The organism is Trichocoleus sp. FACHB-262 (assembly GCF_014696035.1).
Classification (GTDB): domain Bacteria; phylum Cyanobacteriota; class Cyanobacteriia; order FACHB-46; family FACHB-46; genus Trichocoleus.
Map to the genome: position 1 here is coordinate 147,346 of NZ_JACJPK010000085.1, position 23,615 is coordinate 170,960.

Sequence of the window (23,615 nt, forward strand, 5' to 3'; positions counted from 1 at the left end):
AAATATGGAGCATGGATAGCCACGTCAACAAAAGTAACTTGGTTCAGATTGAGTGTTTTTTTACCCGCGCGATCGCTTAGCATATTCCCCTGAACCCTTTTGCTGTGTGGTAATCAGGAGCCGCTGTTAGGTTATGTACGAAAAGCTTACGCCCCCCGAAACTGGAAGCCGCATTACGTTTGAGAACGGAGAACCCATTGTTCCTGACAACCCGATTGTGCCGTTTATTCGGGGAGATGGTACGGGAATTGATATTTGGCCAGCAGCCCAAAAGGTGTTTGATGCCGCAGTCCAAGCAGCTTATGGCGGCAAGCGCCAAATTGCTTGGTTCAAGATTTATGCTGGCGATGAAGCTTGCGAGAAGTATGGTACCTATCAGTACTTACCAGAAGACACTTTAAACGCCATCAAGGAGTATGGAGTTGCGATTAAAGGACCGCTCACAACTCCCGTGGGTGGTGGTATTCGCTCGCTCAACGTGGCTCTACGTCAAATTCACGACCTTTATGCCTGTGTACGTCCTTGTAAGTATTATCCAGGTACCCCTTCGCCACACAAAAGCCCAGAAAAGCTGGATGTGATTGTCTATCGGGAGAATACTGAAGACATTTACCTAGGCATTGAGTGGCGGCAGGGCAGTGAAATCGGCGATCGCTTGATTAAGTTGCTAAACACCGATTTGATTCCTGCGACTCCAGAGCACCGCAACAAACAAATTCCCTTAGATTCGGGGATTGGCATTAAGCCTATCAGTAAGACAGGCTCTCAGCGTCTCGTGCGACGAGCCATTAAACATGCGCTACGACTTCCCGCGAAAAAGCAAATGGTGACTTTAGTGCACAAAGGCAACATTATGAAGTACACCGAAGGTGCATTCCGGGATTGGGGTTATGAGTTAGCTACAACTGAGTTTCGTCATGAATGCGTGACAGAGCGAGAGTCTTGGATTCTGGGTAACAAAGAAGGCAACCCTAACCTTTCTGTAGAAGACAATGCTCGCCAAATTGAACCAGGTTACGACGCTCTGACTGAGGAAAAGCAAGCGCAGATTCGTCAAGAAGTGGAAACAGTGCTTAACGCTATTTGGGATACCCACGGCAACGGTCAGTGGAAGACCAAAGTGATGGTGAATGACCGCATTGCAGATAGCATTTTCCAGCAGATCCAGACTCGACCGGATGAATACTCGATTCTGGCCACGATGAATCTGAATGGAGACTACTTATCTGATGCGGCAGCGGCGATCGTCGGGGGCTTGGGCATGGGACCCGGGGCCAATATTGGGGATAGTTGTGCCATCTTTGAGGCGACTCATGGCACGGCTCCTAAGCATGCTGGGCTCGATCGCATTAATCCTGGGTCGGTGATTTTATCTGGGGTGATGATGCTGGAATATATGGGCTGGCAAGAAGCAGCCGACCTGATTAAGAGGGGAATTGGTGCGGCAATTTCTCAGGGTGAAGTCACCTATGACTTGGCTCGCATGATGGAGCCTCCAGTAGAACCACTAAAGTGTTCGGAATTTGCTGAAGCAATTATTCAGCACTTTAATGACTAAGCGACTAGAAAGAGCAGCCTAGGAGCTAGAAGGCAAGAGCCAGAACTTTATAGTTTTCTTGGTTCCTGCCTTCCCTGTAAGATTTGACTCAATGATTTATGGGTTGGAGAAGGTGTTAATTTGTCCGCCTCCAATGTTTCGTCCTGGAACCCGACGCGGCGTGGAGAAAGGCTGTTGATTCAGTTGGCTGGGCTGAATGCCTGCATTGCCAGAAAAGCCAGAGTTGTTGAAGCCGTTGTTGTTTTGAGATCCTGAAAAAGAAGACTGCCCGAAGTTGGGGCTTGAGTTAGTGCTAGGCACCACTGGGGCGATCGCCGGGGCATCAGGGACAACAGGCGCAATCCCAGAGGGGAGGCTGCTATCTGGCTGGGGCTGGGTCAGATAGTTAAAGGAGTTGCTAGGAGGAGCACTACTCACCCCTGGAGTGGAACTGTAGTTGATGCCGCCATTAGTAAAACCAGGAGTGATCGCGTTGGGTTGAGCAGAGGGCTGAGTGGAGCTAGGCGAAGTGGTGTTATTGTCCAGTCCCGTCGTCGGGCTTGATGTAGAAGCGCCTGCGGCATTTTTCTGTAATTGAGCCTGCTCTATTGCGGTTTGGAGGGCACTAACAGGGGCTGAAGCAGGGGTACTAGAGGTGTTCGGCAGATTTAAACTAGGGATAGTGGAAGCTTTAGGGGGAGCTAATAAAGCACTTGGCGCTGTAGTGGGCAAGCCAGGCGCGTTAAGCCCTGTAAATCCAGGCGTTGCTTCGTCTCCGGGTTGACTGGGTAAACCCCCGTTAGAGCTGAGCAGGGGTGATGTAGCCGATCCGGAAGGAGCAGATAAACTGTTGCTGGGCGTGCTGTTGCCGTTCTGAGCAGTGGCTGGGTTCTTAGGTTTCAGCAGCTCACTAAACAGGCTTGGCTTGGTAGCTACCTTGTCCTTGCCGCCTTCCTGCTTATTTTGGGCTTGGTCAGCAGGAGTGCTGTTAAGTTGGTTTAGTAGTAGCGGCAAACTGTCAATATCCGCGCCAATGGCTCCATCTTCCGATGAGACGGCAGGATTAAACCCACCCTCAACATTCGTAGCGCTCTGAGTATTTTCAAACCACTCTGGATGCAACCAATATTCCAGGGTAAATAGCACAATCAGCATCAAGATGATGCCAGGTCCCCATACCATAGGCTGCTTTAGAGCCCGTAGTCTGGCTTTCAGGTGACTAACTGGAGCAGGAAGCTGTTTCGAAAATGGCATGGTACTACGCAGCAAAGTGAATAGTCGCAGGTCGTTACAGTCAGAATAACTTCAGTTGCTCAGATATCCAAGCTTGGGATAACGAGTCTGAGTTTAACTTTAACTAAAACCTGTTTACGTTCAATCTAAGTTCAATTAGCTTCAGAACGCCTCTAACGTCCGGAGCACTTCATGAAAGTTTTGATGCTGATCCCAATCACCTTTACTTGAGTTGCTACCTCAAGTGTCTTGGTGACGAAACTGAGTCCGAGCTGGGGTAGTCACAGCACCGACTGGAACTAGGTGCTTCTGTTTGATCAAATTTCGGTTTTGTAACTTTGTCTTCCATTCGCGAATAGCGATCGCCGTTCTGGTAATCGGAGACTGGTAACCATCAGCCGCTCCAGCGGTACTTGGATGTTCTGGTTCAGGGCGGTGAGGTTGCACCGCCATGCAATTGGAAAGGCTATCCAGATAGGGCTCCAGATTGAGCGCCCGCAGTAAAGCCTCAGCTGATAGGTAGCGATCGCGTGGCGCATGGTGCAACATCTTGGTGAGCACGCGACCAAAATGCTCACTGACTTGAGCTGAGCCTTGCCAGTCGATTTCCCCTGTACTGGGGTCGTAGTCAAAATCGAACGGGGACTTGCCTGTGAGCAGATACACACAAGTAACGCCCAAAGCGTAGATATCACTAGCAAAGACTGGGCGCATGGACAGTTGCTCTGGCGGAGCGAAGCCAACAGTGCCAATAAAATGTGTAGTGGGGGCTCGCTGACTGGTGTCTTCCAATCGCGCAATCTGTTCCTTAACAGCCCCGAAGTCAATCAAGACGAGCCGACCGTCATCTCGGCAACGAATAATATTTTGGGGTTTAATGTCTCGGTGGATGACTCGGTGGCTGTGAACGTAGCGCAGAAGCGGCAGCATCTCTACCAGAAATCGCTTGACCACTGCCTCAGATTGGGGACCGTAGCGCCGAATCTCCCGGGCGAGGGTAGAGCCACGGACGTATTCTTGCACGAGATAGAACTCGCCGTCCGCCTCAAAGTAGTCCAATAATTGAGGAATTTGCGCGTGACTGCCTAATTTGCTAAGAGTTTTGGCTTCTTGCTCAAACCGCTTCCGGGCTCGATCCAACGTCACAGGATCGTTAACTTTGGGACACAGTTGCTTAATGACACAGAGTGGGTGATATGGCAAGGAGACATCCCGCGCTAGGAAAGTGACCCCAAAGCCACCGCGACCTAGAACACGCAAAACCTTGTAGCGATCGCGAAACAACTGGATTGAACCACAAACCTGGCCTGGTGCCGTTTGGTTCAGGATGTTAGCGCGAAAATTAGATAGATCTGCTAATGAAGGAGCCATCAGACTTTACTCATGACTGCTGGAATAAAAGATTCCAAGCCAGCTTCATACAAACTTTAACTGGTATGGAGCCTTAGCAATGTGATCTAGGACAGACCACCAAAGGATTTGCTTGCTATTTACAGTCTAGTCAGAGATGTCTCGATTTTGTTGAAATCTTTATACTACCTTAGTTAGAATATTGGGTTTGCTTATCAGCTAATAGTCCTACCCCAAAAGTCGGTAATGTCATAGCCTAAGTCGCTCACCATTTGTCGGAGCAGTGGCATACTCAAGCCGATTACGTTGGTATGGCATCCTTCCAGCTTCTCGACAAAAGCGCTACCTTTACCTTCCAGGGCAAAACAACCCGCACAATTCAACGGTTCACCTGTTGCCACGTATGCCTCAATTTGGCGATCGCTGACATGGGCAAAGTAGACGCGAGTCACACGGCAGCGGACTAGGGATTGGTTTCGGGTGAGGTCGATCAGGGCATGACCTGTGTATAAATCACCGATTTTGCCCCGCATTTGTTGCCAACGGGCGATCGCATCGGCTGCATTAGCGGGTTTGCCATGAATTTCGCCGTCAATCGCTAAGACAGAGTCGCAGCCTAGAATCAGGGCTTCTGTAAAGTAAGGGGTGACGGTTTCAGCTTTACGCAGCGCCAGCGTTTGCACCAAGTCCGCTGGATTTGATAGCTGTATCTGAGACTCGTCAAAATTGCTCTGACTCACGAGCGGCTGAATGCCAGCGTTTTGTAGCAGGCGACGACGAGCGGGAGAAGCGGAGGCTAAAACAAACTGTGGGATACCCATCCAACCTTAATTAACGGGACTTACTGGACTTAATTAACTGAAAAAGAGTTGAGGATGTTTGCAAATAAACTACGCACTTTGGGCCACCGTTGCTCGGTAGTGGAAGCGTTTAATGTGTAAAGCCGACCATTGCTCACCACTACACTAGCGAGATTGTGCCGTTGTTGGTTGTTGGGCAACTGCACTGCATATTCCAAGGTGTAGTAGGTTTTGCCGTTGAACTCGCGGGAATCGGCGGTGACCAGTTCGGCTTTGCGCTTAGACCCTGTGGGAGCGATCGCACTTTTGGAGAGTTGATAGCCGACTTCACCCGGACTGCCTAAATCCTGTAGCGTTTTCTGGTTGGGGACAGGATTGATCACAATGCTGACGTTCTCAGTCGGCTCAATCAAATCGTGCAGCACGACATCTGGACCGTTGGTGACTTTAACTTCGCTCCAACCGAGTGGATACAGAAATTGGTAGCCATCAATGCTGTCCACATAGCTAGTCATGCCGCTGGTGGCTGAAGCGGCACAACCAGAGAGGCTGAGACATAAAACGATCAAGAGTGCTGCGATTTTTCTCAGCATTGCCATACCCTTCCCCGATGTACTAACCAAAGAGTCCGTGAAGTTAACTCAAGAACTTACTGGCTCCGTGGTTTTGTGCCTTTATTGTCTCATTTAGGGGGAATTCGGCAGCAGGAAGTATTGCCAAGCTAAATCGTTTAGCCACAACTGCCACAATCACCACTGCCACAGTCACCCCCGCTACAATCGCAGCTAGAGCAGTCTAGACCAGAGCCGCAATCCAGGTCAGCGCAATTGGCCTGCTCTCCCCATTTAAAGTTCATGCAATCGGCGCAATCAACACAGGACAGTAACCCGTCTACTCCATAACAGTCGTTTTGTGGCTGGGAGCTGCGATCGCGCCTTTTCTCTTCCCCCTCTTGCTCGATCTTGCTGGCCGCTTGTAGTCTGCAATGGTTTCTCCGAGCTTGCAAAATCTGGTTAGCAACCTTGCATTCAGCGAAGCGCGATCGCGTGGCTGGAATGGCAGTCCACAAGCCTTGCTCTAGAATCACCCGCTTCACATATTGTGAGCAGGATTCACCTCCATGCAGCACCCGATGGGCACAGAAGAAGCCTTTGCGGGGGGAGAGATGTTTTTGGTACCCAGCGATCGCACTGGCCGCTGCTTGACGAAGCCAAAGATCAGGGATTGACGTTTCCATTGCAGGCGAATTCCAACTCAGAAGCTCAAGGAATTGATACAGGCAGCAGTGTCAGCCTATACCAGGACTATGAAATAGCTACTGTAGAATTCATCAGAGTTGTGCAGGGTTCCAGGCAGACTTGCAAATCTTTATCGCAGCTTCTGCGCCGTGCGGAGAATTTGCCCTGCCAGAACTGCTGCGCCGAAACCATTGTCAATATTCACCACACCAATCCCAGCGGCACAGGAGTTGAGCATGGTGAGTAAAGCCGCTAAGCCGTTGAAACTAGCGCCATAGCCAATACTGGTGGGTACAGCGATCACGGGGCAGTCGGTCAAACCTCCGACCACGCTGGGTAAGGCTCCTTCCATGCCTGCCACCACAATCAACACGTCTGCTTCTGCGATCGCCTGACGGTTACTGAGTAAACGGTGAATCCCTGCGACTCCCACATCCCAAAACCGCTTGACTTGAAAACCAGACAGTTCGGCCGTGATGGCGGCTTCTTCAGCCACAGGCAGATCGGCTGTACCCGCTGACAGCAAACCAATTGTCCCAGAATGGCGAGGTTCTAAACGGCCAGGCACTAAGGCGCAAATCCGAGCCAGGGCGTAGTAACGCAATTCTGGAATCTGCTCTCGCAATTGAGCGTACACATTAGGTTCGATCCGAGTCGCCATGACGACTGGATTGCGATCGCGCATCACCTTGATAATTTCAATAATTTGCTCTGGGGTTTTGCCCGGACCCCAAATCACCTCAGGGAAGCCTGTCCGCAGGGTGCGGTGGTGATCAATGCGAGCAAAATCCTCAACGGGTTCAAAGTCAAAATGCTTGAGTTTTTCTAGGGCTGAGTCAGGGCTGACTTCACCGTGAGCTACAGCTTGCAGAAGGAGACGGATGGCTTCGGGTTGGGTCACAGGATTCAGGATTAATTAATCTTTGTTGTCTTCAATTTTAAGTTCTGCGATATTCCACAATCCCCAACTGGGTAAACCTGTGTACTGAATTCCCTGGATGCGATCGCGCACCGCCACGATGGCAATTTCATTCACTAGGTAAATCACGGGCAATTGCTCCTGCACAATCCGCTGAAAATCGCCGTAAATCGCTTTGCGCTTAGTTTCGTCTAGCTCTTTAGCACCAGCAGTATACAGGCGATCGATTTCTAACTCCCAAGCTTTCGGTTGCCAGCCTTGAATTGGTGGTTGTCCTGGCTGTTGCTTCAGGTTTAAGGAATGCGACCCGCCACTACTCAGCCAAAGATTCGCCGCTCCGTGGGGTTCAATGCCACCCGTAAAGCCGATCATATGAGCTTCCCAATCCCGCGAGCTAGAAACTTTATCCAGCAAGGTGTTGAAGCTGATTGGGGTGAAATCAACTTGGATGCCAATAGCCCCTAAGTCTTGCTTGATTTGCGCTCCCATCGCGACTCGCTGACGATTTTCCGCGTTAGTGAGCAATGTAAAGCGGACTGGATGATTCTCTGCATCAAGCAACTGACTTTGGGCGTTGTACTTAAAGCCTGCGCTTTCCAAGAGCTGTCGCGCTTTTTGCAGATTGTAGTCGTAGGTTTTTAGCCCTTCTTGGGGTGAGAGATAGTAAGGGCTTTGCACCGAAATGGGCGAATCTTGCAGCTCACTAATACCCCGAAACAGGTTGTTATTCATGCGGGGGCGATCGATGGCGTGGGCGATCGCTTGCCGAAAGGCCAAGGTATTGAACCACTTAGACTTAATCGGGTCTACAAAGGGCCGATTATTTTTATCTCTCGCTTCCGTCAGGTTAAACGTCAAATAGGTAGTACCCGACCAAGGGCCACCATTGTAGAGCTTAAATTTGCCCCGCTTTTCTTCCCGCTTTAACAACGAAAAATACTCTGGGCGTAGAGGTCGCACATCACCCATCACATCCAAATCGCCAGAGCGGAATCGGAGCAGTTGAGTGTCGGTGTTTTCGATAAATTGCCAAACAATCCGCTCGATATAGGGTAGGGGTTGGCCTTGAGGATCGCGCCGCCAGTAGTAAGGGTTGCGACGAAACACAATCCGCTGTCCCGAAACGTAGCTTTCGATTTGGTAGGGACCGTTGACGACTAGTTGCTTGGGATTGGTGGCTGTACTCCAGGTGGAAATGAACTGGGGGTTGCCATCGGAACTGAGTGTCTGCACCGATCGCTCTAAAGCATGTTTAGGCAAAATCGGCGCACCATCATGCCCCGCCAGCGATCGCAGCAATGGCGCAAACGGTTCGGGCAAAATAAATTCCACCCGGCGATCGTCTAGTTGCCGCACCTGGGGGAAAGCTCGGTTAACACCAATCCGTAAGCTATCAGCGTAATCCGTGGGAATTTCTGGGTTGAAGATGACCTGCTGAAAGGTAAAGACGACATCTGCCGCCGTCAACGGTTGACCATCCGACCATTGCAGATTTGGCCTTAAGTTGAAGATCACCCGCTGTTTATTAGCTGAAATGCTCCAAGATTCTGCCAGAGCAGGTTCTACCTCACCCGTCACCCCGTTTTCTCGCAGCAGATGCTCCTCGGTAAAGAGAAACACATTGGGAAATTCTTGGTTAAAGGTGGGATTAAATGTTTTGGGATCGCTTAAGGATGTCAGAACTAATTGCGGCACTTGGGCGGCGGCAGTGCGGAACTCCGTTGGACGACATCCAGTTAGGAGTAAAGAGGGCGCGATCGCCAAACTCAATACCAGCAGGACAGAGAGCCAACGATGGAGCAATTTCATCCCAAAAGAAATAGCGGTCATGGAGACGTTGCAAAGCTTTTCCGCATCATAAACCGCTATGTTGTTTGTGTCCGAATGATGGCTAATTCTGAACAAATTACTCGCTTAACTTGAGTTCGTAAATGTTCCAGAGGGAGCCACCCAAAGCCGTGAATTTCACCCCTTCAACGCGATCGCGTACTGCCGACAATGACAGTGGATTGACCAGATAAATCACAGGCACTTGCTCCTGAGTAATCTGCTGCGTTTTGGCATAAATAGCTTTGCGCTTGGCCTCGTCTAGCTCTTGAGCACCTTGGATATAAAGGCGATCGATTTCTTTTTCCCACTCCGTTACTTCCCAACCCTGAATGGGAGGTTGTCCCGGTGATGGACCTTGATTAAAGCTGTGTAATCCGCCTTGGCTTAACCATACGTTCGCGCCATCATTAGGTTCTACCCCTCCGGTTAAGCCCAAAAGATAGCAGTCCCAATCTCTGGTCGTAGAGAGTTTTTCCACCAACGTATTGAAGTTAATCGGATTGAAATCCACTTGAATGCCAATCTTCTGGAGGTCTTGCTTTACCTGTGCCCCCATTGCCTCCCGGATTTTGTTGCCAGAATTAGTAATCAAAGTGAACCGCACCGGATGGCCTTCGGCATCTTGCAACTGTCCCTGGGCGCTGTATTTGAACCCCGCCCCTAGCAATAACTGTTTGGCTTTTTCGGGATTGTAGTTGTAAACCTTTAATCCTTCCTCAGCCGAGAGATAGTAGGGGCTTTGCAAGGAGATGGGAGAGTTCTGCGGCTGACCGATCCCCCGAAAGGTGTTGTTGATCATGGCTTGGCGATCGAGCGCATAGGCAACTGCCTGCCGAAATGCCAGCGTATTAAACCACTTGGACTTAATCGGGTCTACAATCGGGCGACCATCTGAGCGCCAAGCTTTATTGAGATTAAAGGAAATAAAGTTGGTGCCTGCTGCGGGACCGCCATTGTAAATTGTGAACTTGCCGCGCTTTTCTTCTCCCTTCAGCAGCGAGAAATTTTCGGGCTGAACTCCTAAAGCGTCTAAGCCACCAGAGCGAAACTGAAGCAGTGAGGTATCGGTAGACTCAACAATCTGCCAAATAAAGCGCTCAATATAGGGCAGTGCGTTGCCCTGAGCATCCTTACGCCAGTAATGAGGGTTGCGCTGAAAAATCACTCGCTGACTAGGAACATAGCCTGCCAGCATATAAGGACCATTGGCAATAATCTTGCTAGGGTCTGTATCCACGCCCCAAGTCGATAAGAACTTGGGATTGCCATCTGAACCTAGGGTTTTGACAGAATCAATCAGAGCGTGACGAGGCAGAATCGGTAAACCAGTGATGCGGAGGAACGGCGCAAACGGTTCTGGTACTGTAAATTCAATCTGGCGATCGCTCAGCTTGCGAACCGTTGGTAAGGCCCCGCTCTCGCCTATTCGCAAAACATCCCTCGTATCGGTGGGGATTTTTTCGTTGAAGTAGAGGTCGTTGTAAGTAAACGTAATGTCGTCTGCTGTCAGAGGTGCTCCATCTGACCACTTCAACCCGTCGCGTAGGGTAAAGACAATCCGCCGCTTATCCTCCGAAATCTCCCAGGATTCCGCCAGAGCTGGCTCAATTTCACTGTTGCCGTTTTCGGTGACCAACCCTTCGTAAATGTAGGTGAAAACGTTAGGAGCTTCTTGGTTAAGGGGATAGTTAAAGGTTTTGGGGTCACTGAGGGTGCTAACCACAATCTGAGGCACCTGGGCTGCTTCAGTCTTAAAGTTGGTGGGATTGCAAGCACTTAGGGCGATCGCCAACATAGCGACCAAGGCAACTAAACCCCAACGACGCAGCGGTACAGTCAAAAAAGCAGCAGAGAACATGTTGCACGAACATCAATCTTCTTTGCCATCATAGATCTCAATTTCTCTGAAGTAGGTAGGTGAAGCTAAAAGTCAGATTTTCTGGCTGAAGTCTGCTTGAGGCTACCTAATGATGTGGTTGGTTTAGCGCCAGTAAGGGCGGCCTCGCCAAAATACCCCCACAATGAAGCCCATAAACAGCGTTTCTCCAGGATTGACTAGGATGGCTGGCAACGGAATGAATGAGCGAACCAGTGATCCCAAAATCAAACACAGCACTAATGCCCATAGCACGCCAGCGTTGATGGATACTTGCTGCCATTTTGTTTCTAATAAAAAAACCGCTAACCCTCCAATGCCAATGCCAGCAGCCACCTGCATAATCACTACCCAAGGTGGACTAAATAAAGCGTTTAAGACCGCTCTGAGCAAACCCACTTGGGTGTAACCCATTCCTAAGGCCACTTCTATCACTGCCACGATCGCTAAAGTGGCAAGTGTCAGTAAGGCGAGCGATCGCCAAGGCAAAAACTTTAAGCGGCGCAATGGATCGAACATGTTTAAAGGGGCAGCTAATTGCCTCGATTCTACTTGCTACGTTGCTTGCTGCAATAGTACGACTGCATAAGAGGAAATCCCTTCCTCTCGGCCTTCTGGGCCTAACTTCTCGTTGGTTGTGGCTTTGATGCCCACTTGATTGGGGTTGAGTTCTAAAACAGTGGCAAGGCGATCGCGCATGGCTGAGATGTGGGGCTTTAGCTTGGGCCGCTCCGCCACAATCACAGAGTCAATGTTGCCAATTTGCCAACCTTCGTTCCGGATTAATTGATGCACTTGCTCAAGTAGCTTGAGGCTGTCGGCTCCCGCCCATTGGGGATCGGATGGGGGAAAGTAAAGGCCAATGTCGCCCAAGCTCAGGGCTCCTAGCATGGCATCCATAATGGCGTGGGTCAGCACATCGGCATCACTATGGCCCAGTAAGCCGAGTTCGTGGGGAATGTTGACACCACCCAGAATCAGGTTCCGTCCCTCCACTAGGCGGTGAATGTCGTAGCCGTTGCCAATGCGAATATTCATGAACTCTGCGATCGCTGCATTAAGCAATCTGCATCATCTCGGTGTCTTCAGTCAACAAGTGTTGCCAACAGGTGTTGTTAAAAATGCTTGGCTTCAAGGTTTGGGACGGACAACATCTCTCAGGGTAGTTTCGCCATTAAATTGAGCCAATGCAGTATTGTGTGTTGTAAAAGTGGCGGCGCGATCGCTGGCTACTCGGTAACTACAGCAGATTTGAAGTATGAATCCTCTGAGAAGTAGGGTACATCGCTTAATTGATCAACTGTCGGATGAGGAGATAGAAAGTATATGGCCAGTATTAGAAGCGCTTTATTACGATTTTTATATGCTCCGGGCGATCGAAGAATCGAAGCAAACCCTGCAACCCGGTGACACGCTCACTCGTGAAGAAGCGTTGCGATCGCTGCCTTTGCTGTGAAAAACGTTGTAATCCAATGCTGTGGCAGCGCCAACATGCGTGAATTACCACTAAAGAGTAGATTGCATAAACCTTTGAAGCTGGAAATTCGTTACGAGAGGTCTTTTCTCTTAGACCTAAAAGAGCTAGAGCCGACTGTGTATCAGCAGGTGTGCCAATTTGTCTTTGTGGAGTTTTTACAGATAACGCAATTACAAGACTTGCCAGAACTTCGACAAATGGGTTCTAGAGCAATTTTCTATCGGTTCACCCTCGATCATCACTTCGTCGGCATCGAAGTCACAGGTCAAATTATTAAGTTTCTGCGTATCCTTCCAAAGCCGAATGTTTAGAGGACTCAGACAGACTCTAAACTCCATCGGTAAACTGATGAATGGTAAAGACAATAGGTGGAAATACTGTTTATGGATGCCGCTGCACTTTGGCAACGTTACCAAGACTGGCTTTACTACCACGAGGGCTTGGGATTTTATCTAGATATCAGCCGCATGCGGTTTGATGATGCCTTCGTCGCAGCATTACAGCCTAAGTTTGAGCGGGCCTTTCGGGACATGGCTGAGCTAGAAAAAGGCGCGATCGCCAACCCGGATGAAAATCGCATGGTCGGGCATTATTGGCTCCGCGACCCCGACTTGGCTCCCACAGCGGAACTCAAACAAGACATTGTAGAAACGCTAGGGCAGATTGAAGCGTTTACTCAAAAAGTTCATAGCGGGGCCATTCGTCCCCCCCAAGCTGAAAAATTCACCGATGTCCTTTCCATCGGGATCGGGGGTTCGGCATTAGGGCCGCAGTTTGTTGCTGCAGCACTAGCACCAGATTTTCCGCCCCTCAATCTTCACTTCATTGACAACACCGATCCCGCAGGCATCGATCGCGTCTTGACTCAGCTTCAAGATCGGCTCTCTAGCACGCTGGTAATTACGATTTCCAAGTCTGGCGGTACCCCAGAAACACGTAATGGCATGCTGGAAGTGCAAAAAGCCTACAACGACCAAGGACTCAACTTTCCGCAATATGCGATCGCCATTACAGGGCAAGATAGCAGCTTAGATAAACTCGCCAACTCAGAAGAGTGGTTAGCCACTTTTCCCATGCACGACTGGGTCGGCGGACGCACCTCCGAGCTTTCGTCAGTCGGCTTGCTACCTGCGGCCCTGCAAGGAATTGATATCCGCACGATGCTAGAGGGTGCGAAAGAGATGGATGCTGCGACTCGGACTCCCAACCTCAAAAGCAATCCAGCCGCTCTCCTAGCTCTAGCGTGGTATTACGCCGGGAATGGTCGAGGCGAAAAAGACATGGTGGTGCTGCCCTACAAAGACAGCCTGCTGCTGTTTAGTCGCTACCTGCAACAGCTAGTCATGGAATCTCTTGGCAAAGAGAAAGACTTAAACGGCCAAGTGGTGCATCAGGGGATTGCCGTTTATGGCAATAAAGGCTCGACCGATCAGCATGCCTATGTGCAACAGTTGCGCGAAGGCGTGGCCAATTTCTTCGTCACCTTTATCGAAGTACTGCGCGATCGCCAAGGCCCTTCTGTGGAAGTTGAACCCGGCGTGACCTCAGGCGACTACCTCTCAGGCTTACTGCAAGGCACCCGCCGCGCCCTCTACGAAAACCAGCGGGACTCCATCACCGTTACTATTCCCCAAGTTGATCCCTACAACGTTGGAGCTTTGATTGCCCTGTACGAAAGAGCTGTGGGTTTCTACGGCTTTCTCGTCAACGTCAACGCTTACCATCAGCCCGGTGTAGAAGCAGGCAAAAAAGCCGCCGCTTCCGTACTTGACTTGCAAAAACAAGTGGTCAAGGCGTTGCAACAATCTAGTCAACCTCTGTCTTTGCAGGCGATCGCTGAAAAAGCAGGTGTCCCAGACCAAATCGAGTCCATCTACAAAATCGTCCGCCACCTAGCCGCCAACCAACGCACCGTCACCCTCCACGGCAACCCTGCCCAACCTAACCAGCTAACCGTCTCAGCCCTCTAACCCCTTAATTTAATTGTTCAATTCTTTTCCCTATAGCGCCCGTACCTACGTTCCTGACCTGATATAGCAATCCTAAATGAGGTGGATGGGTGTGCTTCTCGACCCGCTAGTTTCATAAATCATTTAAGGACTGCTACATAAAAAAGCCCACTATTAAAGTTAGTGGGCTTTTTAGCTAAATCAATGAGTAAATCTTTGAAGTTAAATTAGCAGATCAAGCAGATTCAACACTGCTCAGGCTGCCTATTTCTGGCCGCCGACAACTTGTTGTTTCAACACATCAATTTCTTGAGATAGCTCTTGGCGATTCTCAACCTTCAATAGATATCTGTAAACAAACCAAGCTGAGTAGCCAATTCCAACTAGTTCAAAAGTAGGAGCTAGAAGAGGGATATCGTTGATCGCGTCCAAAATCGCTAGGGTGATCTTGACAGTAACGATGCCCCCAAATAGAAGGCCTAAGTTAATCAGAAGACGCTGATTCTGATTAAAGAAATCCGATAGCAGGTCGGGCAACTGTCCTAAATAGTAAGAAACGCGATCGCCAATTTGTGACCATTGCTCAGAAGACTGAGACTGCTGATGAGGTTGAACAACGAGCGGAGCAGGTTCAGTAGAAGTTACTTCAATGTCTGCTCTACCTTCTACGTCAGCAAACTCAGGGGTGCTGGAATCAGTATAATCAGATGTTTTCAGTTCGGGATTCATATGAATATCTCGAGAACGACAACCTGGGTAATATAGCTTTGGGAAGCTCCAACTAACGGCAGACAGTAGCAGAGTTAGAGAACTGTTTTTGCTAGTTTTCAAACATATCTGACACTAAAGCAGAGCTTCACAAATTGCAAGATAGTTAATAACTGCGACTTCAAAATTTGTTAAGTAAAGTTTCAGTTAAACGATTGCTTACAGCATCCCATAAGACTAGAATCAGAAATTTTTGCCTGAATCTGTCTTAGGTTGGGTTGTTTGGGAAGATGACTCGATTGGCGCTAAGTGACGGTATCATGGGTGATGAGCGCATCCAGCGTGATGATTTGGCCGCAGCGAGTAAGTCTGCTACGCGAGTAAGCTCGATGAACATTGCAGTTGAACGGCAGAATTTAAGACAACCGTATACTCTGCGATCGCATCAGGAAAGCAAGCAAGCGCTCGGACTATTGTTAAGCTAAGTTTCTCCGCACTGTTACATCTACATGGTTAAAGCCAGCGTTATATGGAGCGATGATTGCCGCTCATGACCATGTAGATCGTTGGCAGTTGCTAGAAATGCTTGGTTCTAGATGCTTGGTCTGGATTTTGCTATTGAAGAACCGTAACCTTCATCCAGCAAGACCTAACAGTGAATAGAACTTAAAACGAAAAGTTTTCTTCATCGTCAATTCTGACATCCCAATTAGCAGACAGTACCTCGGCCACGACTGCTTCTAGGGCAGCGGCATTTAAGGTGCGGGTAGTTTGCTCTTGCAGAGGATTGGAGACTGGAATCAACCGGAGTTGTCTTGAATCTTGAATTAAATCAAAACAAGGTTCCTGTTCAGCTGACTTCTTAAGTTCTAAATAATCGAAGCTACAGACGTTCAGATACAGGGCATGATTGGCGACTAAGGTTGATTGTTGAGGGTCGGCAAAAACCTCTAACACGCACCCTTCCCCTTCGCTGAGGAGATTGTCATCTTGGGTATAGATATAGCGAACTCGGCCCAAGTCAGCTAACAGCCGCTGCATGTCTTGTTTACTCACAATGATGCCAGTGTCAACAATACAGGGCGCTGGCAACCTCATATCTCTAGGCAGGGGATCATGACTCATGGGAAACAGCCTCAAATGGGCCTTATAGCGGGATGCAGTGATCGAATTTGACGGTAGAACTTGGCAAGGACTGGGCAACCAAGGCTGGTTAACCAAAGTCAGAGAAGTTCTTAAGAGGCGCTAATGGGACGACTTCAGGACAGCTAACCCCTGAGAGGGTAATCGCTGGATGTAGAAAATGGTTGTGTACGAAACAATCTTAGCTCAAGATTTTCGGTTCGCTACTAACAAAATTTCAGGGGATGGACTGGTCTGACCTAGTTTAGCAACACCCTCTTGAGTGATTGATTAATATATTTCACTTTAATAAATCTATGCCTGTTTTAAGGCTGAGACTGGACCAGTTATAGATTCGGTCGCTGACCTAGCTGCACCGGGTAGATGGCGTTAAGGAATCTGTCACAGAGGCGAGATTTAGGCTGTTCTTTAATTGTGCTTGGTCTAGTAAGGTATGAGTTCGGTCAAAAGGCTGAAAATCTGCTCTAATTCATCAGCTATCTGATTGGGAGCATTGGAGGGCAAGGGCTGTGGCACAAGTAAAGCAGAGCGAGAAAGCTATGGGAATTGGTTCTAGAGTCGCGGCGGCGATCGCCTTCTATACCTGTTTACCTGTTCCTCCGACTTGGGCGTTGGAATTTCAAGGAGTAGCTCGTCTCGCGCCTTACATAGGGTTGCTAATCGGAGGGCTGTTGGGCGCGTTGGATCTGGGGCTACAGGCGATCTCGATGCCCGTTTTGACTCGCAGTGCCTTGATTGTAGTGACTTGGATGGCTGTGACAGGTGGCTTGCATCTAGATGGAGCGATGGACACCGCCGACGGCTTGGCAGTTTTAGACCCAGAACGTCGGCTGGAGGTAATGGCGGATAGTCGCTCTGGAGCTTTTGGGGTAATGGCGGCGATCGCGCTCCTCTTGCTTAAAACTGCTGCTCTGAGTGACTTGGAAGGGGATCGATGGCTGGCTTTAATGGCGGCAGCAGGTTGGGGCCGTTGGGGACAACTCGTGGCAATCGCCCGTTACCCTTACCTCAAACCCACGGGTAAAGGAGCCTTTCACAAGGAAGCCATTCGTTCGCTCTGGGAGGCAGTACCTAGTTTGTTTTTGTTGTTGAGCCTGAGTGGGCTACAAGTTTTGCTTAATCCAGCTCACTGGCCTGTTGCTTTGGGGATGGCTGCGGGGGGCATTGCGATCGCTTGGCTAACTGGCACATGGTTCAACCACAAGCTCGGCGGTCATACGGGTGATACGTACGGAGCCACCGTGGAGTGGACAGAAGCTGGTTTATTATGCTTACTGGCTGGGCTCTAACTAATTTTGAGTAACGCCTTGAGTGACTAAGCTAGCAGCTTGTTTGATCGGAATCTCAACCCAAAATTTAGTGCCTTGTCCTACGAACGATTCACACCAAATTTGCCCTTGATGCTTCGCCGTGACGATTTGGTAGCTGATCGACATGCCCATGCCTGTGCCCTTGCCAACAGATTTGGTCGTAAAGAAGGGATCAAAAATTCGCTGCTGCACCTCTGGAGTCATTCCTAAACCATTATCAGTAATGCAAACGGCAATACGATCTCTGCTCTGCTGGTGAGTAGTAATCCGAATCGTGCTGGGGGATTGCTGTAGGGTCGCTGCGTGGCTTTGGTTCTCCCGCTCTTCTAGGGCATCCAAAGCATTGCTAAGAATGTTCATAAACACCTGATTGAGCTGGCCCGCATAGCATTCTACGAGAGGCAGCGGGCTGTATTCCTTAATGATTTCTATCGCAGGACGCTGAGAATTTGCCTTGCAGCGGTGTTGCAAAATCAATAGCGTGCTGTCAATGCCTTCATGAATATCCACAGGCTTGACTTCTGCTTGATCGAGGCGAGAAAAATTTCTGAGGGAGAGGACAATCTGCTGAATCCGGTTAGCCCCCATACGCATCGAGGTAAGAATTTTTAGCAGGTCTTCAGCCAAAAAATCGATATCAATTGTGTCTGCACAGTCGCTCACCTCTGGGTGCGGATGAGGGTAGTGTTTTTGATAAAGCTGAAGCAGTTGGAGCAAGTCTCGCGCATACTCGTTGGCATGGCTAATATTGCCAGAGATGAAGTTGACAGGGTTATTGATTTCATGAGCCACTCCAGCAACCAAACTGCCTAGAGCCGACATTTTCTCGTTTTGCACGAGTCGGAGTTGCGATTGTTGGAGTTGGTCTAAGGTGGTGGAGAGCTTGGCGGTGCGTTCGGCGACCCGTTGCTCTAGAAGTTCGTTGGATTTTTTTAGTTGGCCTTGTTCGCGAGCTTGTACCTGCCAGAGCACGACAATCATGGCTCCGGTCAACCCCACAATCACTAGGGCAATTACATCTAGCGATCGCAGTTGTGACTCAATATTTTCGCGTGGAATCACCAGTGCCACTGACCAATTGGCTTCTTTGAGGGGGAGGTAAGCGACATATTTCCAGGTGCCATCAATGCGCAATAGCTTGATTCCCTCTTGTTGGCTCACCATTTGTTGGGCGATCGCGGCTAAGCTTTTGTCCGCTGACTTTAGCAGGTTGGCAGAGGGCTGCTCCGATGTAAACATCAGCTCCGAGTTGGGATGTGCGATGACTTGTCCTTTTGAGTCAAGCGCAAAGGCATAGCTATTGTCGCCATAGTTAAGGCTGTCAACCACATAAGCAATACGATCGAGCCGTACTAAATTATGAATTTCTCCAATGGGAGGACTGGTCGTATCTAAACCTCGTCGGATTGGAGTCGCCACTGAGATGGTGGGAATTTTGGCGGCTCGGCTGATGAGGGGATCACTGACATTGGTTTGTCCCGCCATTGCCTTTTGGAAGTACTCGCGATCTTTGACATTTGCAGGTTTCCCGCCGATCACTTGGCGCTGACCGTCAGCCTTAGCGATCGCAATGGCATAGACATCGTTAAAGCGCAAGACTTCAGTTTTCAAGTACGGTTCAGCGCTAGACCAATTCATTGATTTGACGACTGTGGTATTGGCCAGCGTCTCTATATGAACTGTCAAAGTTGCCAGCCAGCGATCGATCTCGTCTACACCCTGCTCTACTTCCAAAAAAGCGTTTTGCTGCAAACTCTCCAACATCACATGGTGGACAAGTTGATAGCTGTAATAGGCTCCTAAACTCACAATGAGGGTTGTGCCGCCAATTACAAGATTCATTAAGTAACGTTGGGGCTTAAAGTATTTTCTAAAAATTTTCATAGTGCGCGGCAGCAGAGAATTGCTTATGACAGAGGGCGATCGCCGGGGAGAAGGGGTTGAGTCGGTAAATTGGCAAAGGTAATCTTGAACCACTTTTCCTGAAGGCGTTTAAGCTCTCCTTGGGTACGCAAATCACCCAAGAAACGGTTGAGGAGGTCGAGTAGATCTTGATTGCCTTTTTTCACAGCCCAGGCTGCATAAGATTTACGGCTGACTCGCTCACCTAACTCAAAAATGGCGGGTTTTTCGCTGACCAATACCGACAGGGAGACAATGTTGTGGAGAACTGCATCCAGTTGCTGATTCAGCAAATCTTGATAAGCCTGGGCGAAGCCGCGATACTGCTTAACTTGACCCAGAGTGCCGCCCTGCTGCTTCAGTTGGGCGGCAAGGTCAGGAATGGCTGCTAGAGAAACTCCCCCTTGCTGGACTCCCAAAACTTTGCCTGAGAGGTCCGCAAGGGTTTTGATGGTGAGATCATCTTTGCGTTTGATGTAAGCAACGGTGGATTCGGCGATCGGCATGGTGAAGTCTAAAGTTTTGGCGCGATCGTTGGTGATACCCACTGCGGTTAGGGCTAAGTCATACTTACCGTCCGCTACTCCCGGAAGAATGCCCTGCCAAGGCAGAATTTCTTGGTGAATCTCAAATGCAACGGTCTTTCTAAGCTGTGCTAGTAACTCGTGATCGAAACCAATCGGCTTTTCATTGACCAAAAACTCGAAAGGAGGATAGTCATCCTCAGTAGCAACTAATAAATGTCCTCGTTGCTTGATTTGGGTCAGCAAAGCATTGCTGGCTTTGAGGGTTGAGCCGCTTTGTGGCGATTGAATACAACCATGAGCCGCTGAGGTCAGTAGCATTCCTGCGCCAGCTTGAAGGAAAAATCGTCTCCGAATGGTCATACCTTCAAAGCTACAGCAACATCCTTTATCAAGGTTCCCTAGGGCTGCTTGTGACGCTCATCACTTTATTTTATAGAACCAGGATTTTGAGCACTCCTGCCAAAACTGTCATCGTATCAACAGGATTTATCGCTCCTAAGTCAATCTTTTGATTCAGTTGAGGTACTGCATGAACCTGTAAATATTCCCAATCCAACTCAATGTCTTGAAGATCGTTAGAGTTAGCAATCTCCATTCTGTTCTCCTGCAGCAGGATGCGATATTTATAAGGCCACATTGGTAAACCAACTTTGTGCTCTTGCATCAAGAAATACATGTCCTGCTTGATGTTTTGCCACCACATGAGGCCACCCAAAGTGGTAATTGGTTTCCGGAAGGCCACGCTAAGGCTCCTTGAGTGGGAAATGAGGAATTGCTAATTCAAACTAACTTGCTATTTGGTTTCCATCCAGTTCTTACCTGCATTAATTTCCACTAGAAGCGGCACGCTGAGTTGAACAGCAGTTTCCATAGTGGATTTAATTTGAGGTTTTAGTGACTCCCATTCTTCTGGAGGTAGTTCAAAGATCAGTTCGTCGTGGACTTGTAGTAACAGATTGGCTTGATGAGAGCGGAGAATCTCGTGCAGTTTTGCCATCGCGATTTTGATGATGTCGGCGCTGGAGCCTTGGATTGGGGCATTGGCGGCAGCTCGCAGCAAACCTGCATCGTACTGACCAGGCCGCAAGCTATCAAGATCAATCTCTTCTGGTTTCCGACCGCGCAACTTCAATAAATTGTCGTTCGTAAAGTTGAAATAGCGCCGACGCCCAAAAATAGTTTCAACATAGCCTCGTGCGATCGCCTGTTGTTGCATAGTTTGCAAATAGGCAAAAACTTTCGGGTAGCGTTGGTTAAAGCGATCGATAAAGAGCTTGGCTTCTGAGGCTTTTACGCCGGACTCACGAGCAAACCGCTGTGCCCCCATGCCATAAATCACGCCAAAATTGATGATCTTACCCAAGCGGCGTTCTTCGGAGGTGATGGTATCTTTTTCCAGCAACAACCGGGCTGTGAGGGTATGGACATCCTCATTGTTGCGGTAGGTTTCCACCAAAACAGGTTCTTGGCTGAGATGGGCCAGAATCCGCAACTCAATTTGGGAGTAATCAGCCGCTGCGAGGAGCCAGCCTTCCTCTGGAATAAAGGCTTTGCGAATTTGCCGACTAAAGGCAGTCCGAATCGGAATGTTTTGCAGGTTGGGGTTGGAGGAAGAAAGTCGGCCCGTAGTGGTGCCTGTTTGGTTAAAGTTGGTATGGACTCGGTGGGTGTCAGGCCGCACTAGATTGGGGAGCGCATCGACATAGGTAGACTTAAGCTTCGACAGCGTGCGAGATTCCAACATGGCATCCACGACGGGGTGATCGCCTTGTAACTTCTCTAGCGTGGCGGCATCCGTGGAGTAGCCTGTCTTGGTTTTGCGGGATTTCTTGCGATCGAGACCGAGTTTTTCGAATAGCAGCTCACTCAGTTGCTTCGGTGATCCAAGGTTGAATTTCTCACCCGCAGCTTCGTAGGCTCGGGCCTCGATCAAAGCTAGCTCTTTTTCCAGCGATCGCGAAAAGTCCCGCAAATATTCCTGGTCGATGCGAACCCCGCAGTATTCCATCTCGGCTAACACGGGTTCTAGGGGCTGTTCAATCTCTAGTAGCAAGCGGTGTATTTCTGGAACGGGTGCTAACTCGTCTCTCAGCTTGGCGACCAAATGGAACGTAGTATAGACATCCATGCCACAGTAGTTGGCGACGCTCGCAATATCAATATCTGCGATCGTTTGACCTTTGGGAACCAGCTCGGTATAGCTTTGCGGTGTGATGCCCAGGTAACGGCGGCTTAAATCGGTCAAATTATGGCTGTTGTCTGGGTCAAGCACGTAGCTCGCCAGCATAGAGTCAAACACTACACCCGCTAGTTCAATGCCTTGGCAACGGAACACCAGGCGATCGAATTTGGCGTTTTGTAGTGCTTTTGGGTATTTAGTGCTTTCTAGGAAGGGTCGTAATGCTTCTAAAACGGTGGCTTTATCCAGATTGGCACCCGTTTTGTGTCCCACGGGCAGATAAGCCATGTCACTTTCACCCGCTCCCCAGCAGCAACCGATTCCCACTAGTTCGGCGTCGCGTGGTTCTAGGTCACTGGTTTCAGTATCCCAAGCCACGGGAGTCGCTGGATCGGTCAAGGCTTGTAACCGCTGTACCAGTTCGGCTAACTGCTCTGACGATTGAATGATTTGGGGGTGGATTAGGGCAGGGCCTTGCTTTTGCTGCTGAGCTGCATCGGTTTCCTCAGCACTGAAGAAAGCCAGATCCTCGCTTTCAAAGTCTGAGAGAAACGGGTTATTAGGAGTTCCTGTGGCGATCGCTGATGCAGCTTTGGCTCCGTCGGTTTCTGAGAAGTCAGGAGTGGCATCATTGTCAGCCTCTGCGCCACCAAAAAGTTTTTGCAGTTGTAGCGTCTTCTTCATCAGAGACTGAAACTCTAGTTTTTCGAGCAATGGCACTACTGCTTCGCGATCGAACCCCTTGAGTTGGCAGTCTTCTAAGCTGATTTCCAGGGGCACATCCAGATGGATTTGGGCCATCCATTGCGAGTGCCGCGCCTCTTCCCGTCCTGCTTCCAGCTTTTGCTTTACGGCTCCCTTGATTTCGTCTAAGGAGGCATAGATCTGTTCTAAAGAGCCATAGGTACTCAACAACTGCACCGCAGTTTTCGCGCCAATGCCCTTTACCCCTGGGATGTTATCGGAGGAATCTCCACAGAGGGCTTTGTAATCGACAACTTGGCTGGGTAAGACGCCCAATTTGGCTTGCACTTGCTCAGCGCCAAATTCATTCGGGTGGCCAGTGGTGCCACGGGCGAAAGGATTGCCCAGATGCAACACCTTGATTTTTTGATCGGGATCAATCAGTTGGAATAAGTCTTGGTCGCCACTCAAAATTTTGACAGGGTACCCCGCCGCACTAGCTCGCCGCGCTAATGTGCCAATCACATCGTCGGCTTCATAACCGGGAGCAGTGACCACAGGCAAGTTGAGGGCTTGGAGCAATTCCTTCAGGTTTTGCAAATCGGGCTTAAAATCTTCTGGCGTTTCTGGACGACCTGCCTTGTAGGTTTCGTCGGCATCGTGGCGAAACGTGGGCGCGCTCAGGTCAAAGGCGATCGCTACATAATCTGGCTGCTCAGATTCCATCACTTCTAGCAACGCTTTGAGAAAGCCATAACTTACGCTCGTGGGAATGCCAGTGGACGTGCGTAACCCGCCATCTCGCCCTTTGGCGAAGGCAAAATACGAGCGAAAAGCTAAAGAGTGACCATCAATCAGAATCACCTTGGGGTGCTTTTCTGGGAGGGAATTGTGAGTAGACAAATCAGAAGCAGAAGTAGATTGAGCCATAGATCCCATTCTAGCGAGTTCCG

22 protein-coding genes are annotated in these 23,615 nt (G+C 49.5%); 6 read left to right on the forward strand and 16 right to left on the reverse strand.

What is annotated here, in order from left to right:
- Positions 1-133 precede the first annotated feature (133 nt).
- Complete coding sequence (locus H6F68_RS17340) at positions 134-1,558, forward strand: NADP-dependent isocitrate dehydrogenase (RefSeq protein WP_190439398.1); 1,425 nt, start codon at positions 134-136, stop codon at positions 1,556-1,558.
- Between the two features lie 96 nt (positions 1,559-1,654).
- On the opposite strand, the gene H6F68_RS17345 is transcribed toward H6F68_RS17340, so the two are convergent.
- The 10 genes from H6F68_RS17345 to ispF form a co-directional block, all read right to left on the reverse strand.
- A complete protein-coding gene (locus tag H6F68_RS17345; protein ID WP_190560908.1) occupies positions 1,655-2,719 on the reverse strand; it encodes a hypothetical protein in 1,065 nt (354 codons plus the stop codon).
- A 291-nt stretch (positions 2,720-3,010) separates the two neighbouring features.
- Positions 3,011-4,141, reverse strand: coding sequence for a serine/threonine-protein kinase (locus H6F68_RS17350; RefSeq protein ID WP_190560910.1), 1,131 nt, complete (start codon positions 4,139-4,141; stop codon positions 3,011-3,013).
- Positions 4,142-4,335: 194 nt separating this feature from the next.
- Positions 4,336-4,941 carry a nucleoside triphosphate pyrophosphatase gene (locus H6F68_RS17355; RefSeq protein WP_190560912.1) on the reverse strand — a complete coding sequence of 202 codons (606 nt, stop codon included), beginning with the start codon at positions 4,939-4,941 and terminating at the stop codon, positions 4,336-4,338.
- Positions 4,942-4,970: 29 nt separating this feature from the next.
- A complete protein-coding gene (gene psbP / locus H6F68_RS17360; protein WP_190560914.1) occupies positions 4,971-5,513 on the reverse strand; it encodes a photosystem II reaction center PsbP in 543 nt (180 codons plus the stop codon).
- Between the two features lie 137 nt (positions 5,514-5,650).
- Entirely contained in the window at positions 5,651-6,157 is a 507-nt protein-coding gene (gene yidD / locus H6F68_RS17365; protein WP_190560916.1) for a membrane protein insertion efficiency factor YidD, read from the reverse strand.
- 131 nt (positions 6,158-6,288) lie between these two features.
- Positions 6,289-7,059 carry a nickel pincer cofactor biosynthesis protein LarB gene (gene larB, locus H6F68_RS17370; protein ID WP_190560918.1) on the reverse strand — a complete coding sequence of 257 codons (771 nt, stop codon included), beginning with the start codon at positions 7,057-7,059 and terminating at the stop codon, positions 6,289-6,291.
- 15 nt (positions 7,060-7,074) lie between these two features.
- Positions 7,075-8,907: an ABC transporter substrate-binding protein gene (locus H6F68_RS17375; RefSeq protein ID WP_242065550.1), complete on the reverse strand. Its 1,833-nt coding sequence runs from the start codon at positions 8,905-8,907 to the stop codon at positions 7,075-7,077.
- 76 nt (positions 8,908-8,983) lie between these two features.
- The gene (locus H6F68_RS17380; protein ID WP_190560920.1) at positions 8,984-10,765 is read right to left on the reverse strand and encodes an ABC transporter substrate-binding protein; all 1,782 of its coding nucleotides are present in this window, start codon (positions 10,763-10,765) and stop codon (positions 8,984-8,986) included.
- Between the two features lie 123 nt (positions 10,766-10,888).
- On the reverse strand, positions 10,889-11,302 hold the full coding sequence (locus tag H6F68_RS17385) for a peptide chain release factor 1 (protein ID WP_190439366.1): 414 nt from the start codon (positions 11,300-11,302) through the stop codon (positions 10,889-10,891).
- Between the two features lie 36 nt (positions 11,303-11,338).
- Positions 11,339-11,821, reverse strand: a complete 483-nt coding sequence (gene ispF / locus H6F68_RS17390; protein ID WP_190560923.1) for a 2-C-methyl-D-erythritol 2,4-cyclodiphosphate synthase — start codon at positions 11,819-11,821, stop codon at positions 11,339-11,341.
- A gap of 220 nt (positions 11,822-12,041) precedes the next feature.
- On the opposite strand from ispF, the gene H6F68_RS17395 reads away from it, so the two are divergent.
- The 3 genes from H6F68_RS17395 (at position 12,042) to H6F68_RS17405 (ending at position 14,230) form a co-directional block, all read left to right on the forward strand.
- A complete protein-coding gene (locus H6F68_RS17395; protein WP_190439362.1) occupies positions 12,042-12,239 on the forward strand; it encodes a hypothetical protein in 198 nt (65 codons plus the stop codon).
- 35 nt (positions 12,240-12,274) lie between these two features.
- Positions 12,275-12,571 carry a cytotoxic translational repressor of toxin-antitoxin stability system gene (locus H6F68_RS17400; protein WP_199295808.1) on the forward strand — a complete coding sequence of 99 codons (297 nt, stop codon included), beginning with the start codon at positions 12,275-12,277 and terminating at the stop codon, positions 12,569-12,571.
- Between the two features lie 72 nt (positions 12,572-12,643).
- Positions 12,644-14,230: a glucose-6-phosphate isomerase gene (locus H6F68_RS17405; protein ID WP_190560925.1), complete on the forward strand. Its 1,587-nt coding sequence runs from the start codon at positions 12,644-12,646 to the stop codon at positions 14,228-14,230.
- Between the two features lie 243 nt (positions 14,231-14,473).
- Here H6F68_RS17405 and H6F68_RS17410 read toward each other — a convergent pair whose 3' ends face one another.
- Positions 14,474-14,938 carry a CAAD domain-containing protein gene (locus H6F68_RS17410; RefSeq protein ID WP_190439356.1) on the reverse strand — a complete coding sequence of 155 codons (465 nt, stop codon included), beginning with the start codon at positions 14,936-14,938 and terminating at the stop codon, positions 14,474-14,476.
- Positions 14,939-15,207: 269 nt separating this feature from the next.
- Here H6F68_RS17410 and H6F68_RS17415 point away from each other — a divergent pair, with 269 nt between their 5' ends.
- On the forward strand, positions 15,208-15,402 hold the full coding sequence (locus H6F68_RS17415; RefSeq protein WP_190560927.1) for a hypothetical protein: 195 nt from the start codon (positions 15,208-15,210) through the stop codon (positions 15,400-15,402).
- A 181-nt stretch (positions 15,403-15,583) separates the two neighbouring features.
- Here H6F68_RS17415 and H6F68_RS17420 read toward each other — a convergent pair whose 3' ends face one another.
- A complete protein-coding gene (locus H6F68_RS17420) occupies positions 15,584-16,042 on the reverse strand; it encodes a hypothetical protein (RefSeq protein WP_190439354.1) in 459 nt (152 codons plus the stop codon).
- Positions 16,043-16,569: 527 nt separating this feature from the next.
- Between H6F68_RS17420 and cobS the strand changes: the two genes are divergently transcribed.
- Positions 16,570-17,349 (forward strand): adenosylcobinamide-GDP ribazoletransferase, encoded by a 780-nt coding sequence (gene cobS, locus H6F68_RS17425; RefSeq protein ID WP_399314335.1) that lies wholly within the window; start codon positions 16,570-16,572, stop codon positions 17,347-17,349.
- Here the strand turns inward: cobS and H6F68_RS29080 are convergent, their stop codons facing one another.
- From H6F68_RS29080 to polA, 4 genes are all read right to left on the reverse strand, one after another.
- Complete coding sequence (locus tag H6F68_RS29080) at positions 17,350-19,254, reverse strand: ATP-binding protein (protein ID WP_190560987.1); 1,905 nt, start codon at positions 19,252-19,254, stop codon at positions 17,350-17,352.
- A 23-nt stretch (positions 19,255-19,277) separates the two neighbouring features.
- Complete coding sequence (locus H6F68_RS17435) at positions 19,278-20,117, reverse strand: transporter substrate-binding domain-containing protein (protein ID WP_242065551.1); 840 nt, start codon at positions 20,115-20,117, stop codon at positions 19,278-19,280.
- 112 nt (positions 20,118-20,229) lie between these two features.
- Positions 20,230-20,541: a hypothetical protein gene (locus tag H6F68_RS17440; RefSeq protein WP_190560931.1), complete on the reverse strand. Its 312-nt coding sequence runs from the start codon at positions 20,539-20,541 to the stop codon at positions 20,230-20,232.
- A gap of 51 nt (positions 20,542-20,592) precedes the next feature.
- On the reverse strand, positions 20,593-23,592 hold the full coding sequence (gene polA, locus H6F68_RS17445; RefSeq protein ID WP_190560933.1) for a DNA polymerase I: 3,000 nt from the start codon (positions 23,590-23,592) through the stop codon (positions 20,593-20,595).
- Positions 23,593-23,615: the final 23 nt, after the last annotated feature.